Below are 17113 nucleotides of genomic sequence, written 5' to 3' on the forward strand. Positions count from 1 at the left end.
TTCTCCTCAAGGTGGTGTAACTAAATTATAGTACTTTGCTATGAAAGCTTTGATCGCATTGCCTCATTAAAAACGAGAGTTAAAAGTTCTTGGTCTAAGATTGTTAAATCCAGGATTATTGTGCGGCCCAAAATTACTCTGCGGCCCGAAGTTATTCAGTCCAGGATTATTATGGGGCCCAAAATTACTCTGCGGCCCGAAGTTATTTAATCCAGGATTATTATGGGGCCCAAAATTACTCTGCGGCCCGAAGTTATTTAATCCGGGATTGTTATGAGGCCCAAAATTACTCTGCGGCCCAACGTTATTTAATCCAGGGTTAATAGTCGCGTTAGCATAGGTTGTAATTAAAGAAAGCACGGTAAAAAGCAGTCCCAGAGTCCTTTTCATAAATTTCTCCTTAACGTATTGCACTAATTATAGTACTCGTTCGCATAGAGCTATTAAAAATGCCTCCTGTAAAAGTACTTGAATGAGGGCTAATTCGGTGAGAGGTACGCTTGCTTCTGAGACTTAAAAGCCCTAGATTAAAGACTATGAAACCACTGTTGGAAGAAATCATTGGTACATCTTGTTCTCTCCAATAACAATATTCGTTCCAAATGTCGTAGCATTACTTTTAATACCGATACCAGCCTATTCCTGCTTGAAGATAATCAGCAACTTAAAAAACAGGCGTTAATCAATATTGGGTTTGAACATCCATTGCTTGTTCAGCCTGAAATCCTGCCATTGAATGGTATTTATCATTATCAGTATGAAGATATAGAGGGCTTATTTGAATCAACTAGGTATGTTTATTCCGTTCTATTACAAGCGAGTGAGCCATCGAATTGCCGATTTAATATTCATCCATCAGCAAATTTCATTGACTCAAATACCAAAGGACAAATTTATTGTTCCATAAAGGGTAATCAACCCGCCAACGAAGCAATCAATATGGAGGACTTTGAAGGTTTGATTAGCGAACTAAGTGGTTATAATTTCAAATTTATAAATTATATTTTGATAAAGGATAGTTTTAATACAAAGGATCTCCCCAATTCGATTGATGGGGATTTACTTTTTGAAACAAAAAAAGAGCTTGTTAATTTATTAAAGCAGCCCTGTGATTTGGACAGATTTGAATTACGTTACCTTGATCCTGTTGTGAGGTTTGGTCTCTTCACCAGAGATTTCATCCGCAAGGATGAAATTCTATTTCCTTATAGTGGTGAAAAAAGAATTTTTGATTCCAAACGTAAAGGTTATGCATTTGAATGTCATGCCGATTGCTTGAACATGCATATGGATGCTTCCAGGTATGGAAATATTTCGCGCTTTGTAAATCATGCGCCAGAATCAAAGAATGGCTCTGATTCCCGGTTACTTGATGCGAATTTAAAAACAATTAGTCACCATTTGAACGGAATAGAGGTTATATTTTTTAAAGCAACCAGAGATATTTTAATAGGGGAGCAACTACTTGCTAATTATGGAGAAAATTCCTTTAAAAGCAGCCCGATGGCTCGCTTCACAAGCAAGGGAAAGGTTATCTATAAAAATAGGTTTGGATTGTGGAAAAAATCACAAAATAAAATTGCTCATATAAAAATAATGGCTAATCATGGCTTAAAAAAGGCACAACGCTATCTCTTGCTAAGGCTGTTTTTAATATGCATTGTATTATTGATTATGGTGAGCAGCGTGTAGGAATACGGCCGGCGTTTATTTGCTTGCAGCCATTCCAAATTGGCATATCACTTTCCCAAAAATTCCTTTTTAAAGCGTCTATTTTCTGTGTTCGAATAATAGCCATTAGGTTGATTATCACTTCAGATGAGAATTAATTGGGGTATTTATGAGAGAAAAGCAAGAAAGCAAACTAGCCTTGGCGGAAAGGAAAATAATCATTGCTGGAAGGATGGGTGAAAATGATGCACGGAGAGGCAAGCCTAGAAAAGATTTCTCTATGACGAATAAATCTCAGGAGTATGTTAGCAGCTACAATGTGGGCTATGACAAGATTGCCATACAGCGGATACAGACAAAGAAAAGGAAAATCCCTTCCAGCTCCCTACCAGTTAATCTGAAGCGAACTAAAGTCGATGCGGTTTCAGTAAGTACTCGTGCTACGGAAAGAGGGCGCGCGCAGGGAGATGAAGAAGAAGAGGTTAGGCATAACCTCCCATCATCCTCCAACCATACAGGTGACTTGGGCCAGAGTATTAGAAACATGCCATCTCATCAGAGAATTACTATTGCAGCGCGTACCATTACTGTGGATGCTTTTCTTAAGCGTCATTACATTTTTCAGGATACAAAAGAAAAAGTGAGTCGCCGTGCATTATATCATGCGGTATTGTTTGAAGATGGAACAATCACTGTCCAAGGAAGGCTAATTAAATGGAATACCAGGATAAAATCTGCGGATATCTCTCAATTAATAAAAATAGGGGAAGAAAGTCCTATTACAAGAAGGGGTTTTCTAAAGCGAACTTATGTGTTTAAAGACACCGGAGAGGTGGTAGGTAAAAAAGCCAAGAAAGCTGCGAAAATTCATAAAGATGGGACAGTTACTGTCAATGGGAAGCTAATTGAGTGGAGGAAAAAGTCCAGCATTAGGGACAGGAGTATTGGCGAAGAAGTGACAGAGGAAATTCAGGGCGATGTAAGAAACGATGGCAGTGAGAAAGAAATTGGAATTAAGGAAGAAAATTTTTCTTTCTCGTCAGGGGATTATGAGGTCCCAGCGGGTCTTAAATTTGATGATCTGTGGAAAATGCTGATACCGGACTATATCGATCAGGGGGGTAACCCAGGAACACAAGGAAATGATAATAAAGAAAATGCCGCTTTATCTTCCGCGTTGAGTGATGTGGCTGGTAGTCCAGGATTTGAAGAGTTTAAGAAACAGTTTATGGCTGATACTCCAAGGGTAAATCCCGAATGTAGAGGGCAGTCACTGGGAGCAAACCCTTTCGAACGTGGAGAAGCTGGGGCTGAGGGACTAAGCGAATTAAGTCCCCAAGCTCGACAATCTTATTCTCCCCAATTTTTCTCGGGTCGAGGGAAATCGGAGCGAGTTGCTACGCCTCGACAAGTTTCCGAGACTAGCATGAGAGACGAGGGTGGGAAAGAACCTGATCGAGACAGAGCCGGGCCTCATTGGCAGCCTGCTCATTTTACACAACAGTTCGTCAAAGAGGAAAAGGAAGACGACATGAATAAGTGCATTTTATGTTAGATTTCTGAAACAAGAACTGGGCGACGAGCGCGCGCAAGGAGGCGCGCCCGTAAGTATCCGCGCTAAGTGGAAGCTGCGGGTTTTATTCAGTACAATAATTATCGATGGTTGGAGCATGTACCTGGATGTTGAAGTTCTGGCATACTGTATTACATACTTCAGTCCTAAATCGATTAACTGCTAATTGCTATGAATAACCTAAAGAAAATCGCCTGCCCTACCTGCGGTAAAAAAAATACCTGGTGCCCTGAAAACAGCTTCAAACCTTTTTGTTCCGAGCGCTGTAAACTGATTGATTTAGGTGAGTGGGCTCGTGAAACCAGAAAAATACCTGGCGACTCTGTTGACCCAACTAGTTCAGACATCAATGGCTCTCATGATGCAAATGAAGATTTTTAAAAAAATCTGAGAGATTAGAAATAGCAATATCAAATGGCTTCCTACCAATTTAAACGTGGGTCATTTCCCTAATATTTTCTTAATACGCTCACGATAAAATGCTCGTCGATAACCAGTAATTGTTACTGAGATCTAATGGGAGCATGATGAATCTAAGTCAGAAACATCTTAATGAGCAAGTCAATAAGTGGCTCACACAAAAAAAGCGTACCCTCCAGATTGATTCTAATGGGGATTGTCTACGAAGAACACTTATCTGGTTATTGCACGCGAAGCAGCGCGATTTAACTAATTTATATGCAAATTATGAGCAAATTTCAGGGTGGGATGGGATTAGTACGACAACTGTATTCGATGATGAAGCCTTTGAATTGTTTTTGGCGTTTAACGATACCATGCAGAGACCAGGCAATCTTGCCTACCACATCCAACCCGATAAGCTTAACCGCCATAAGAAAAAAGAGTTAACTATCCCCAATCTTAAAAGCAAGCGCGTGAAATCGTTAATTTGGGAGTTGGCTGAATTAATAAATTTTTTAGAAAAAGAGGCTCAGCAAGAGGAGATGTTGCTACTCAACTCTGACAGCCATGCCTTTGGACTCCTCTATTTGTCAGGTACTTATTTTTTCTACGATCCCAATAATCCTGAAGGCCATGTCCTTTGCAAAGATATTTATGACGTTGTTCAAGAATTAATGTCAAAATTAGATTGTGATACGAAACATATTCCACTTTCTGTCCATACAATCTGTTTCGAACAGCATTTCACCGCCCAGGAAAATACGCCATTCCCTGCTGACTCGAGCACTTTGTCTGCTCGAGTCAGCAAGGATGGTATGAGTGCTACAATGCTCGCTGCACAAAATAATGATTTGCAAACCCTTCATTTTTTAGCCACGAAAGAAAGACTAGAACAAACTGATTGTGAAGGGATGAATGCATTTTATCTTGCGGCTCAAAATGGACATGAGGAGTGCTTCCGTTATTTATTAAGTTTAGGAGCCAATATTGATTTTGAAGGCCCCGAAAAGAAAACACCACTTTATGTTGCGGCTAAAAATAATCATCTCAATCTATGTGTGCAGCTCATTGCACTAGGGGCTGACATTGATAAACCGGCAGAGGATGGTACATCCCCCTTATATGTTGCTGCGGAAAAGGGTAATGAAAATATTGTTTTTAATTTGATACGAGCTGGTGCAAATGTAAATAACCAGGCTGAGGAAGATGGCAGCTCACCTCTCTATGTAGCGGTACTAAACAGTCACGAAGGCTGTGTGAAAATTCTCTTAGGCAATCCTGATATTAAAGTAAACATTCAATTGTTTGATGATTGCACAACTCCCTTGCACCTCGCGTGTGAGCAGGGGGATGTAGCCATCGCTTCTTGCTTACTTGCCCATCCTGATATTGATGTGAACGTTCAAGCTGAAGATCTCTCTACCCCGCTGCATAATGCCTGCGAATCAGGCTCTGTAGAGATAATAATTCAATTAATTGCCAAGGGTGCTGAAATAAATGCTAAAAATCAGGCGGGAATGACACCACTGGCGATTGTTTGTAACCATCGACATGTCGCAGCAGCCCAAGAACTCCTAAAAAGAGGGGCTAACCCTGCGCAGGTTAGTGATAATGATAATGAGTGGTTGCAAATGATTATTAGTGAGTCCAACGAAACCCAAAAAACAGTTTTTTCAGAAGGAGAACGATCGAAATTCTTTTTTCATACTACGCAACCCCCTACGGTGGAAAAGGGGCACAAACGGTTAAAATTAGGTAGCACCCATGAGTAATCAGTCAATTTCGGGTATAACGCACCAACTCATTACCCTAGGCTTTCGGTGGTTCCGCTGGGGGCGTGAACGTTTGTTGAAGGCGCCCAACTTCTTCTTTCACAGGACTCGGATTAGCAAAAAAGCTAAATCGGCTCTTGCTAGCTTCTGTTTTGGGCAGCTCTGCTTCTTGAGGAGAGGCTTCCCTCTTCGAAAATAAGTCTTTTGTAGCAGACTTGAAAAAATCAATGATTCGATTGGCACAATCATCAACGATTTTCCGCCATCCTGTTTGTTGCTCCAATACTGAGTTTGCTCCATCAATGGCAGAATTAAAGGAACTTATAAATTTTTCACGAGCAGACTCTAATTTCTCAGGATAAAACTCAAACTCTGTACACTCTTTCCCGCAGGTAACCATGGCTTTTTCTATTGAAGTAATCATCGTTGTCATAGCAGGAATAAGGTCGGGATTTTTTTCGTTCCTTAATTTTTCTTTTAAAGGCAAAAGTAAATTGAGAACCGGAAAGGCGCCAAACTGAGCTAATTCGACAAGGTATTCGTCTTGCTGGAGGTCTTCGGAAGCAAACGGGAGTGCGTCTCCCTGCTGGGCTACAGCGGTAGTCACAACGTATTTATTGTCTTGAAACTCTGGCACATATTGAAGGGCATAGCCATTCTGGCTCACGGCAGCAAGAGCTATTTCTATCTTGCTTCTTAGCGGTTCTAAAACGAATTTGAGAGCCATTCCATTCTGCGCTAGAGCGGCAAGGACGACGCGTTCATTTCTTCTTAAATCTTCTGATGCATATTGAAGGGCATAGCCATTTTGGGTTACGGCAGCCAGAACGATCTCTTCGTCATTTTTGAGGTCTTCGGGAAGACTGTGAAGGATATAGCCATTTTGCGCTAAAGCAGTAAATAGTATTTCTCTATCTGCTTGTATTTCAGGATGTGCCTTAAATAGTTCAAAAGCATTTTCAGCGACGGCTGCTAGGACTTCATCTCTGGTAGAATCGATATCTATCATTTTCATAAGCCATATTTGGACTACCTGTATTAATTATATGCTTCGAATATTAATGGAAACTTAAGGCATTTATTGTTAAGGCCTAATGAAAGTGTAATAATTCATTCTGACTAGAGTAAGAGCGGAGTGATCAGGATTTGTTTGTTCTAATATCTATTCAATTGCCTGTTTTTCAGACTTTTTCAAGTAGGCCTCACTAGAGGCACATAACATCGCATCCTTTTATAACATTAAGAGAATTTATTTTTATGCCATCAACAATTGTTCCTATGGGTACTTATACCGTTAAAAAAAAGCGCACAGCTGGGCCTACTGATGAGATTGTGTCACCAGGAGCACAAACCTGTGTGGTCGTTGTTTTGGAGTCTCCGCACGGAGTTGCTGTCGCTCATATTGATACGCCGGTTGTTGCGGCCAAGATAACTTCAGCAATGATAACTGAATTGCAAACAATGGGAGAAGGTGCTATCACGGCGCGTTTATATGGTGGAGATTATGGTAACCCTGTGAGTAGTTCTGCCAGTATATCCAATCCTATTTATGAAGAATTAAACAAGCGACACATTTCCTACTCACATAAAGACTATCATCTTACAAGTGGTTTGTTTTTGGCTGCAGCAACCACGCTATGGGCTTTAAGCTCTCTTGGTCCTGAATCACCACTAGTGGCTTTGGCATGCATAGGATTGGCCTATAAAGCGACAAGTATATTAAGTGCAGTGTTACCGGAAAATTGGCAGCCAAGGTGCTTAGGCAATAATATTGATGTCTGCGTCAATGTTGCAATAGGAAGAGTGCGGCTTGTAAAAGATAACGAAGAACATAGCCGTGTATTTTTGAGTGAAGCCAGGAACAGACTGATTGGCGGTGATCAATGGAGGCGTATTACAGCAAGAGCAAACCTTAATCCTACTGATCCAGGCAACGAAAAAGGGCTTGCAATGGTGAGAGTATAAGCTTTCGTGTTGAGTCTGCGAAAATTCAAACTTATTTAGTTGGTTAAACTATCGTTTTTGCGTAACATGAGCAGTAAGTGATGACTATCCAAGGAGCAGGCGTGTCGACCGAAACCAATTGTCCATTTCATTACACTGCGGGAGGGGGAACTTCAAGCCGTGATTGGTGGCCAAATCAGCTTAAACTCAATATTTTGCATCAACACCCATCTGTGTCTAATCCAATGGGTGAAGATTATAATTACGCGGAAGAATTCAAAAGTCTCGATCTGGAGGCCGTCAAGCAAGACCTTCAGGGACTGATGACGGACTCACAACCCTGGTGGCCGGCTGATTTTGGCCACTACGGACCTTTTTTTATTCGTATGGCATGGCATAGTGCGGGAACCTATCGTATCGGGGACGGCCGTGGTGGTGCAGGCAGTGGCAGTCAGCGGTTTGCACCACTGAATAGCTGGCCAGACAATGTTAATCTCGATAAAGCACGCAGGTTACTGTGGCCAATCAAGCAAAAATATGGCCGAAAAATTTCCTGGGCTGATCTGATAATTCTTACTGGTAATGTCGCACTGGAATCAATGGGATTCAAAACATTGGGGTTTGGTGGCGGCCGTAAGGATATTTGGGAACCAGATGAAGATATTTATTGGGGTCTTGAGACTACCTGGTTGGGTGATAAACGTTATTCTGGCGACCGTATTCTTCAAAATCCACTCGCTGCTGTTCAAATGGGCCTAATATACGTGAATCCAGAGGGGCCAAATGGTAACCCAGACCCGCTTGCTGCCGCGCGGGATATACGTGAGACATTCGCTCGTATGGCGATGAACGATCAGGAAACCGTTGCACTGATTGCGGGCGGCCACAGCTTCGGCAAAACGCATGGTGCAGGTGAAGCAAAATTTGTAGGGCCAGAACCAGAGGGAGCCGGTATTGAAGAGCAAGGCCTTGGTTGGAACTGCAGCTTTGGAACTGGCAAAGGAGGCGATACCATTAGCAGCGGCCTCGAAGTGACCTGGACTAAAACACCGACACAATGGAGTAACAATTTTTTTGAAAACTTGTTTGGTTATGAGTGGGAACTGACGAAAAGCCCTGCGGGTGCCCATCAATGGGTTGCGAAAGATGGCGCAGGGGCAGGGACTATTCCTGATGCCCATGATCCGAATAAACACCATGCGCCAACGATGCTAACGACTGATCTCGCTTTACGCTTCGATCCTGTTTATGAAAAGATTTCACGGCGCTTCTTCGAGAATCCAGAGGAGTTTGCAGAGGCTTTTGCCCGAGCATGGTTCAAATTGACGCACCGAGATATGGGGCCGCGTGCACGTTATCTTGGTCCTGATGTTCCAGGTGAAGATTTTATATGGCAGGATCCGATTCCTCCAGTGAATCACAAGCTGATTGATGAAAAAGATATTGTCTCTCTTAAGGGAAAGATTCTTGCTTCCGGTCTAAGTGTTTCGGAACTGGTCGCAACAGCTTGGGCATCCGCATCCACATTTCGAGGTTCTGACAAGCGCGGGGGCGCTAATGGAGCTCGTATTCGTCTTGCGCCGCAAAAAGATTGGGACGTTAATCAGCCTGCGCAGCTTGCGAAAGTACTCACAATCCTGGAGAGTATTCAGTCAGAATTCAACAGCGCTCAGTCGGGTGGAAAAAAAGTGTCACTCGCTGACATCATCGTTCTTGGTGGTTGTGCTGGTGTCGAGCAAGCGGCAAAAAGAGCAGGACATGAGGTGACGGTTCCCTTTTCACCAGGTCGTATGGATGCATCACAGGAACAAACGGATGTAGAGTCTTTTGTTGCCATGGAACCAGTCGCAGACGGCTTCCGCAACTATCAAAAGACACGATTTACTGCGTCGGCTGAAGAGCTGTTGGTGGATCGAGCACAATTACTCACAGTCACTGCACCTGAAATGGCGGTGTTAATCGCTGGATTAAGAGTTCTTAATGCGAATGTCGGATACTCGCCACATGGTGTTTTTACCAAACAACCACAGGTACTGACTAATGATTTTTTTGTGAATCTGCTCGACATGGGGACAAGATGGAAGCCTACTTCAAAAGACACTGACGTTTTTGAAGGGCGTGATCTGGTCACTGGCGAACTTAAGTGGACTGCTACTCGGGTTGATCTCATTTTTGGTTCAAATTCGCAGCTCAGAGCCTTGGCCGAAGTCTATGCCAGCGCGGATGCAAAGAAAAAATTTGTTGAGGATTTCATTGCCGCTTGGACCAAAGTGATGAACTTGGATCGGTTCGATCGAAGGCAATAGTTCTCTTTTTGTAACCAGGTACCTGCATTTAGGTATCAATGCCTATGGCTACATGTTCCCGGGTCTGATAGGAGGCTGGGAACATGTCAAGGTCAGGTTCTGTCCGTATTACTATCCTGGAGTTTAAAAAGATATTTTTAAAAGATCGACGTGAGGCACCGCAGGGTGCATTCTACGTCCTTGGCTTTTAACACATGTTCCATCTGTTTTCCCTGCGCTCATACTAGTAGGTCTAATCACAGCGGAAGGAGCTTTAACGTGCATTATGCGATAAGAAATCTTGGTAGTAAAACCATTGCTGAAATAGTTAAAGAGTTCGCAGAAATCCCTTATGGCGTATCTTCCCTTAATTTGAGCGACAATTTTCTTGGCCTCAAACCTGGTACTAAATTGACTCGTCTTTTGGCAAAGCTTCCTCGGAGCGTAAGTTCTCTTAATTTGAGAAATAATCGTCTTCATCACCTGGCTAGTACTAAATTGGCTTGCCTATTGGCATCAATCTCCCGGAGCGTGACCTTCCTTAATTTGAGCAAAAATTTCCTTTACCACTATAGTGTTGATGAGTTGGTGCAAATCCTGGCAGCCATTCCGGTGAGCGTAACTCGTCTTGATTTGAGTGATAATGGCTTTCATCTGAAATCTGGGACTGAGTTGGCCAAGATCTTTGCAGCAATTCCTGCGAGTGTGACTTTTCTTGATTTAAGCGAGAATGAGTTTGGCAAAAAATCTGATGTTGAATTGGCGGAGGCCTTTGCAGCGATTCCTCCCCATGTAACCTCCCTTAGCTTGGGGAAAAATTCGCTTAATCTCAAATCCGGTGCTGAATTAGCCAAGGTCTTGGCTGCAATTCCTGCAAATGTTATTGCTCTTGATTTAAGTCGTAACCGCCTTAATCTTAAATCTGGCGCTGAATTGGCTGAGTGTCTGGCAGCAATTCCTGCAAGCGTAACTTTTCTTAATTTAAGCTGGAATAATTTTCACTTCAAATCCGGTGCTGAATTAGCTGAAGGTTTGGCGGCCATCTCTAAGGGCGTGACTTCCCTTAATTTGACGGGGAATGCCCTTCATTTCAAATCCGGTGCTGAATTGAGCCAAGCCTTGGCAGCAATTCCTGCGAATGTGACTTTTCTTAATTTAAGTGAGAATGGCCTTCACTATAAATCCGTGCCAGAATTGGTCCAAGCCTTGGCAGCAGTTCCTGCGAGTGTGGTTTCTCTTGATTTAAGTGGGAATGGTCTTTACTTAAAATCTGCTGCGGAGTTGATTCAAGTGTTGGCTGCAATTCCCCCACAGGTGACTTTCCTCAAGTTAGGTGGGAATGGCCTTAACCATAAATCCGGTACGGAATTGGCGCAACTCCTGGCAGCAATTCCTCCGGGTGTGACTTCCCTTGATTTACGTGGCAATGGATTTAATCTCAAATCCAGTGGTGAATTAAGCCAGGCCTTGGCTGCGATTCCTAAAGGCGTAATCGCCCTTAATTTGAGTCAGAGTAATTTGGGTGAGAAATCTGTTGATGAATTAATCCAGATTTTGGGAGCGATTCCTGGAACAATAACCTCACTGGATTTGAGTGATAATGGGTTAGACAAATTCACTCCAGCCGAATTGGTACTCCTTTTAAAAGCAATTCCTGCAACAGTAACTTCTATCAATGTCGGTAAGAATAATTTATTTACCAACAAAACCATTATTGAACGCGATTGTTTGCTGAAAAGTTTGCAACCTTTTGAGCAAAACGGTCGACTTCAATTGTCACATAATGGTGAAGCCGCTTTTGCAAGAGCCTTATTGCCAATGTTGTCTTTAGTAAAACAAAAAAAACTGCCTTTCGATATAGTCAGCCATATTTTAGGGCAGCTCTTATCAAATCCAGGTAACAAATCTGAAATAGCTTTAGTTAACAACAAAATCGCCCAATCAGTGATGTCTAAAAATGGTTTACTTATTAAACAGGGTTATTCGCGAAATGGAGCCTCCTTTTTTCAAAGACTCTCCCTGTATTTTGGTGATAGCACATCAAAAATGAATACGTTAAAAAACAGAGCTAGAAATAATCCTGAAAGTGCTGAAGCAAAAACATTAGAACATTTTTGCTTACGGGTTCATTAAACAAGACGGAACTTATGCTCTGATTTCTTAAGTGGATTGCCCTCTAATGAGTAGCACGGGCATTGTTGCAGTTCGAATGATCTGTTCAGCTACGCTGCCTAAAAATAAATGACTTAAACCTCGTCGACCATGAGTGCCTATAACCAGTAAATCAGCAGGCCATTCTTTTGCTTTCTCAACAATGACTTCACTAACACGGCCCTGAAATGGATTTAATTCAATAAGGGTTGTGTCGAATTTGATGGATGATTGTTTGGAAACAATGGCGGCGGTCTTATCTAAAATCTTTTGTCCCTCCTCTTTAAACGCTTTAAGAATCAGAGAATAATCAAAGCCTGGTCCTCCATGGTAGACAAATCCTTCATCAACCACATAGACGATCCGTAAATGTGCTTTTTGGTCTGTTGCCAATTGAATTGCTTCTTGCAGTGCATTATTTGATAGGTCACTGCCATCAGTAGCTACCATAATTTTTTTATATAACATAATGCTTAATTTCCTTAGAATGTTAAATTTTGTATAAGAAATGTCGTAATGTGGGGCCTCAATTTAAAGCCATTCATTGAACAGGGTTGTCGATTGGTAAATCCTTTTTGTCCCTCATTAAAGCACCCTCTCATTTTAATTTCAAATTACCGAATGGTGCTAGTTCGCGATATGCCAGGGCGTGACCTCCATTTAAAGCAATTAACTGAACAGGTTTTGCCGATTGTAAATTCTTTTTGTTCCTTAGAAAAACCTCTCTTGCGATCTTAAAACAGTTGAACAGCGATTCATGAAAATAGAAACTTTCAAATGAACGAGAGAACGTTGCTGATCATCAATCACCCAATGAAAACAAGGTTGTTTAGATAGTCAACTATGGTGTTCATTATTTAATTGATGTGCTCAATAAATTATCATATAATCTATGAACATTCCTCTTCTTAGATATCAATATGCCCTATTATATGTATTTTCCTTTTAAGGAAAGCGAGCTTTCTGAAGAAGAGAGAGCAGCTAAAGATCGTTGGCTCCATAATGAAAGAATAAATCACAAAGACGTGATCATTCTTTATCATGGTGATAAATTAAGCCATATTCCTTCAAATGCAAAGATCTACATTTCTTTGCATGGAACATCGCAGGCCAATTATAACGTCACAGATGGAAAAAACACGATTAGTGTCCAAGAGATTGCCAGGCGGATGATTGCTGATGGATTACTTGATGATCCAAAAATTTTAAGGTTGAAATTATTTTTTTGTGATCACATCAACAAAGCACTACCAGTCGCTCAAGCTTTTCTGCAGACGTTACGGGCTGAGCCCAAATCTGAGCAAAGCCGCCTACGTGTGGATTATTATCCTGATCATTTATTAGCCTCACCAGGAATATCATCATCAGGAAAAGAAATTCATAAACATGGTCTCAAATCCCCCGTTCGGAGCGCGGCTGATCCACGAGCTCGAGATATCCGGCAATCTTTATACACGAATCAAGACTGTATGCCCAAACTCACCAGAGACGATATTCAAAAGGTAATTAATCAATATGAGGGGTATAAATCATCCAGGCTTCACGGATTGTCTGGTCTTTTCAATTTAAATGGTTTTTTTTCCACGAGTGAGAGTGCTGATATGATGAAAACATTGTTATCAGCAACTTCGGAGACAGATCGATTTCATATCGCCGCCAATTATGTCAAATATTTCCCTGAAGCGCATTTTGCAAAATTTCTTGTGCCTGCGATTAATCATGCCGTTGAAGACAATAAAAAATTCTGGGAAGGGGGCCTGTTGCCTTTTTTCTCAGACATGGAACCATGAGATTGATGACATTTGCCGCGATTAGGTATTTCGATGGGTATTGGTTTCCATGCATTTTTTGCTTTTTTGGTGAAAAATTCCGTTATCTATCCTCATACTTTTCCCTTAATCATCGACACAGTTTGGATTAAATAAGGATCCGCCAGACTCACAATCACCGAAAATTCAATGACTGCGTTTAATTCTGGAACGCTAATCACCTGATTAATCCGCCAAAAGATAATCCCGGAATTGACACCGGAGGTAACGATCATGGGTGGCCCTACAGGCACAGGATGCAAGCTTAGTTTCTGTTTACGTACTATATCAATTTTGTCACCAAGAAAGGCTTGTAAGCCTTCCCAGGCATTGGACGAGTAATTTTTTCGTACTTCGGCCATGTCGTCAGGTAGTTTTATGTTGTAATCGATAGTTAACGTGGCAAGAAGGACTTTCTGAGTCCAGGTTGATACATCGATATTAGCCGCGTAATTGAGAGGAGGAAAAACCAGAAACCCTATCAGGAGCATGCGTGCTAGTCGATTTCCTTTCATGATCATCCTTATACTGTGCTTAGCAAATAAGACATAAAACAATCATTAGACTTCTTCACAAACGTCTATTTGTTTAATGAGTATAGCAGAGTATAATTTGCTTCTTTTTGTGGTTAAAACCAAGAGTCCAATGCAATCCAACTCCATTATTATTCGCGGTGCTAAAACACATAATCTAAAAAATATTGATGTGGATTTACCGCGTAATCAATTAACTGTGATTACCGGCCTTTCTGGGTCTGGCAAATCGTCATTGGCTTTTGATACCTTGTATGCGGAAGGCCAGCGTCGTTATGTCGAATCGCTTTCGGCTTATGCGCGGCAATTTTTATCAATGATGGAAAAACCGGAGGTTGACTCCATCGAAGGTTTATCACCAGCTATTTCAATCGAGCAGAAAGCAACGTCTCATAATCCTCGCTCAACAGTGGGAACCATTACGGAAATTTATGATTATTTGCGCTTACTGTATGCACGAGTGGGTGAGCCGCGTTGCCCGACTCATCATGTAAGTTTACACGCGCAGACGATCAGTCAGATGGTGGATCAGGTTTTAACCATGCCAGAAGACTCTAAGGTGATGATTCTTGCACCAGTGGTAAGAGAACGCAAAGGCGAGCATGTGCAGTTATTGCAGCAATTGCAGGCTCAAGGCTATGTTCGTGCCCGTATCGATGGTGAGCTCTGTGAGCTGGATGATCCGCCTAAATTGGCTTTGAGGCAAAAACACAGTATTGACGTGGTGGTGGATCGCTTCAAGGTGAGGGAGGACTTGGCGCAGCGCTTAAGTGAGTCATTTGAGAATGCCCTTAATCTGGCTGATGGCTTGGTGATCGTGGCATCGATGGAGGGTGAGTTTGATGAGATCGTTTTCTCATCGAAATTTGCCTGTCCGGAATGTGGCTATAGTTTGAGTGAATTAGAGCCGCGGCTTTTTTCCTTTAACAATCCAATGGGAGCTTGTCCTTCCTGTGATGGCCTGGGTGTTGATCAATTCTTTGATCCGGATCGGGTAGTACATGATCAGACAGCCAGCCTGGCAGAAGGGGCTATCAGGGGTTGGGATAAGAAAACCACTTATTATTACCCGATGTTGGAGTCACTGGCCAAGCACTATAAATTTGATATAGAACGCCCCTTTTGTGATTTACCAGAGAAGATACGGCAAATTGTGCTCTATGGCAGCGGGCAAGATGAAATTGAGTTTCATTACCAGCGTCCCCATGGCGGCTATATGGTCAAAAAGCATGTTTTTGAAGGGATTATTCCTAATATGCAGCGTCGTTATCGGGAATCAGATTCAGCGATGATTCGGGAAGAACTAGCGAAATACCTCTCTTCGCGTCCTTGCATGACCTGTCATGGAACACGATTAAGAGAAGAAGCGCGCCATGTATTTGTTGCTGATAAAAATTTACCTGAAATTACTGCCTATTCGATCGAAAAAGCGCATGAATTTTTTAAAAATTTGCAATTACCGGGCTATCGAGGCGAGATTGCAGCCAAGATTAATAAGGAAATTGTCGAACGTCTGGGGTTCCTGGTTAACGTAGGTCTGGATTATTTATCCCTTACCCGCAGTGCGGAAACGTTGTCCGGCGGTGAAGCGCAACGAATTCGTCTCGCCAGCCAGATTGGTTCTGGCCTGGTAGGCGTTATGTATATCCTTGATGAACCCTCGATTGGTTTGCATCAACGTGACAATGAGCGTTTACTGCAGACTCTCTTTCATTTGCGTAATCTCGGCAATACCGTCATCGTGGTTGAACATGATGAAGATGCGATTCGGTCGGCCGATTATGTTCTGGATATTGGTCCTGGAGCGGGTGTACATGGCGGGAAAATAGTTGCCAGCGGTACTCCGGAAGAAGTCATGGCCAAGCCATCCTCCTTGACTGGACAATACTTGTCCGGCAAACAAGAAATTGTTGTTCCCAAGGAGCGGGTTGCTGTTGATGAAAAAAAGATGATTCATTTAACCGGCGTGACTTGCAATAATTTAAGCGATATTAGCGTTAGTATTCCTTTGGGATTGATTACTTGTGTAACAGGGGTTTCTGGTTCCGGTAAATCCAGTTTAATTAATGACACCCTCTATCCCATCGCTGCGAATCGATTAAATCGCGCAAGCCTTTTAACGCCGGGGGCGCTTCGCGATATTAAGGGTTTGGAGCTTTGTGACAAAGTGATTGATATTGATCAAAGCCCCATTGGCCGCACACCACGTTCTAATCCAGCGACTTACACTGGCCTGTTTACACCGATTCGTGAGTTATTTTCAGGGACACCAGAGGCAAGAGCGCGCGGTTATCAGCCAGGCCGCTTTAGTTTTAACGTCCGTGGCGGGCGTTGCGAAGCTTGTCAGGGTGATGGGTTGATCAAAGTAGAGATGCATTTTCTGCCTGATATTTATGTGGCTTGCGATGTGTGCAAGGGCAAACGTTATAATCGGGAAACGTTAGAAATTCAGTATAAAGGTAAAAATATTCACGAAATTCTGGATATGACCGTAGAAGATGCGCGTGTCTTTTTTGATGCGGTACCGGTGCTAGCCAGAAAATGCCAGACGTTAATTGATGTCGGTTTGTCTTATATCCGCTTGGGACAAAGTGCTACTACCCTGTCAGGAGGGGAGGCGCAGCGTATCAAACTGGCTCGCGAATTATCAAAACGGGATACCGGCAGTACACTCTATATTCTCGATGAGCCCACGACAGGGTTACATTTTCACGATATCAAACAACTGCTTGCTGTTTTATTCCGTTTGCGTGAGCAGGGCAACACCATTGTCATCATTGAGCACAATCTTGATGTGATAAAGACAGCCGACTGGTTGATTGATCTTGGCCCTGAAGGGGGACATAAAGGCGGGCAAATCATCGCAACCGGTACACCGGAAATGGTTGCGGAGTGTAAGCATTCTTATACCGGCCAATTCTTAAAGCCTTTGTTAGATAAAGCGAAGAAGAAATCTAAGTAAAATACCGTCATT

At 42.5% G+C, this 17113-nt stretch carries 12 protein-coding genes; 9 read left to right on the forward strand and 3 right to left on the reverse strand.

The window, feature by feature from the left end; translation table 11 throughout:
- Positions 1-732: 732 nt before the first annotated feature.
- The 4 genes from ACN4Z1_RS09130 to ACN4Z1_RS09145 all read left to right on the forward strand — a co-directional run bounded on the left by ACN4Z1_RS09130 (position 733) and on the right by ACN4Z1_RS09145 (position 5418).
- The gene (locus ACN4Z1_RS09130) at positions 733-1692 is read left to right on the forward strand and encodes an SET domain-containing protein-lysine N-methyltransferase (protein WP_228363772.1); all 960 of its coding nucleotides are present in this window, start codon (positions 733-735) and stop codon (positions 1690-1692) included.
- Positions 1693-1840: 148 nt separating this feature from the next.
- Entirely contained in the window at positions 1841-3226 is a 1386-nt protein-coding gene (locus ACN4Z1_RS09135; RefSeq protein ID WP_228363773.1) for a hypothetical protein, read from the forward strand.
- Between the two features lie 189 nt (positions 3227-3415).
- A complete protein-coding gene (locus ACN4Z1_RS09140) occupies positions 3416-3625 on the forward strand; it encodes a DNA gyrase inhibitor YacG (protein WP_228363774.1) in 210 nt (69 codons plus the stop codon).
- A gap of 143 nt (positions 3626-3768) precedes the next feature.
- Positions 3769-5418 carry an ankyrin repeat domain-containing protein gene (locus ACN4Z1_RS09145; RefSeq protein WP_419388117.1) on the forward strand — a complete coding sequence of 550 codons (1650 nt, stop codon included), beginning with the start codon at positions 3769-3771 and terminating at the stop codon, positions 5416-5418.
- A gap of 37 nt (positions 5419-5455) precedes the next feature.
- Here the strand turns inward: ACN4Z1_RS09145 and ACN4Z1_RS09150 are convergent, their stop codons facing one another.
- Positions 5456-6427, reverse strand: coding sequence for a DUF4116 domain-containing protein (locus ACN4Z1_RS09150; RefSeq protein WP_228363776.1), 972 nt, complete (start codon positions 6425-6427; stop codon positions 5456-5458).
- Positions 6428-6675: 248 nt separating this feature from the next.
- Between ACN4Z1_RS09150 and ACN4Z1_RS09155 the strand changes: the two genes are divergently transcribed.
- The 3 genes from ACN4Z1_RS09155 (at position 6676) to ACN4Z1_RS09165 (ending at position 11780) form a co-directional block, all read left to right on the forward strand.
- Positions 6676-7383 (forward strand): hypothetical protein, encoded by a 708-nt coding sequence (locus ACN4Z1_RS09155; RefSeq protein WP_115220280.1) that lies wholly within the window; start codon positions 6676-6678, stop codon positions 7381-7383.
- A gap of 86 nt (positions 7384-7469) precedes the next feature.
- The gene (katG, locus tag ACN4Z1_RS09160; RefSeq protein WP_419388127.1) at positions 7470-9668 is read left to right on the forward strand and encodes a catalase/peroxidase HPI; all 2199 of its coding nucleotides are present in this window, start codon (positions 7470-7472) and stop codon (positions 9666-9668) included.
- Positions 9669-9926: 258 nt separating this feature from the next.
- A complete protein-coding gene (locus ACN4Z1_RS09165; protein ID WP_228363778.1) occupies positions 9927-11780 on the forward strand; it encodes a hypothetical protein in 1854 nt (617 codons plus the stop codon).
- A gap of 27 nt (positions 11781-11807) precedes the next feature.
- Here ACN4Z1_RS09165 and ACN4Z1_RS09170 read toward each other — a convergent pair whose 3' ends face one another.
- Positions 11808-12266 (reverse strand): universal stress protein, encoded by a 459-nt coding sequence (locus ACN4Z1_RS09170; RefSeq protein WP_228363779.1) that lies wholly within the window; start codon positions 12264-12266, stop codon positions 11808-11810.
- 452 nt (positions 12267-12718) lie between these two features.
- Here ACN4Z1_RS09170 and ACN4Z1_RS09175 point away from each other — a divergent pair, with 452 nt between their 5' ends.
- Positions 12719-13588, forward strand: a complete 870-nt coding sequence (locus tag ACN4Z1_RS09175; protein ID WP_419388118.1) for a hypothetical protein — start codon at positions 12719-12721, stop codon at positions 13586-13588.
- Positions 13589-13680: 92 nt separating this feature from the next.
- Here the strand turns inward: ACN4Z1_RS09175 and ACN4Z1_RS09180 are convergent, their stop codons facing one another.
- The gene (locus ACN4Z1_RS09180) at positions 13681-14121 is read right to left on the reverse strand and encodes a DotI/IcmL/TraM family protein (protein WP_228363781.1); all 441 of its coding nucleotides are present in this window, start codon (positions 14119-14121) and stop codon (positions 13681-13683) included.
- A gap of 130 nt (positions 14122-14251) precedes the next feature.
- Here ACN4Z1_RS09180 and uvrA point away from each other — a divergent pair, with 130 nt between their 5' ends.
- The gene (uvrA, locus tag ACN4Z1_RS09185) at positions 14252-17101 is read left to right on the forward strand and encodes an excinuclease ABC subunit UvrA (protein WP_228364090.1); all 2850 of its coding nucleotides are present in this window, start codon (positions 14252-14254) and stop codon (positions 17099-17101) included.
- Positions 17102-17113: the final 12 nt, after the last annotated feature.

Source organism: Legionella sp. ST3F1 (assembly GCF_048553315.1).
GTDB classification, from domain to species: Bacteria; Pseudomonadota; Gammaproteobacteria; order Legionellales; family Legionellaceae; genus Tatlockia; species Tatlockia donaldsonii.

What these genes read in the sequence shown, in the direction of transcription:
- ACN4Z1_RS09135 (WP_228363773.1), top strand. Translation starts at nt 1,841, where the DNA reads ATGAGAGAAAAGCAAGAAAGCAAACTAGCCTTGGCGGAAAGGAAAATA.
- ACN4Z1_RS09140 (WP_228363774.1), top strand. Translation starts at nt 3,416, where the DNA reads ATGAATAACCTAAAGAAAATCGCCTGCCCTACCTGCGGTAAAAAAAAT.
- ACN4Z1_RS09145 (WP_419388117.1), top strand. Translation starts at nt 3,769, where the DNA reads ATGATGAATCTAAGTCAGAAACATCTTAATGAGCAAGTCAATAAGTGG.
- ACN4Z1_RS09150 (WP_228363776.1), bottom strand. Translation starts at nt 6,427, where the DNA reads ATGATAGATATCGATTCTACCAGAGATGAAGTCCTAGCAGCCGTCGCT.
- ACN4Z1_RS09155 (WP_115220280.1), top strand. Translation starts at nt 6,676, where the DNA reads ATGCCATCAACAATTGTTCCTATGGGTACTTATACCGTTAAAAAAAAG.
- ACN4Z1_RS09170 (WP_228363779.1), bottom strand. Translation starts at nt 12,266, where the DNA reads ATGTTATATAAAAAAATTATGGTAGCTACTGATGGCAGTGACCTATCA.
- ACN4Z1_RS09175 (WP_419388118.1), top strand. Translation starts at nt 12,719, where the DNA reads ATGCCCTATTATATGTATTTTCCTTTTAAGGAAAGCGAGCTTTCTGAA.
- ACN4Z1_RS09180 (WP_228363781.1), bottom strand. Translation starts at nt 14,121, where the DNA reads ATGAAAGGAAATCGACTAGCACGCATGCTCCTGATAGGGTTTCTGGTT.
- uvrA (WP_228364090.1), top strand. Translation starts at nt 14,252, where the DNA reads ATGCAATCCAACTCCATTATTATTCGCGGTGCTAAAACACATAATCTA.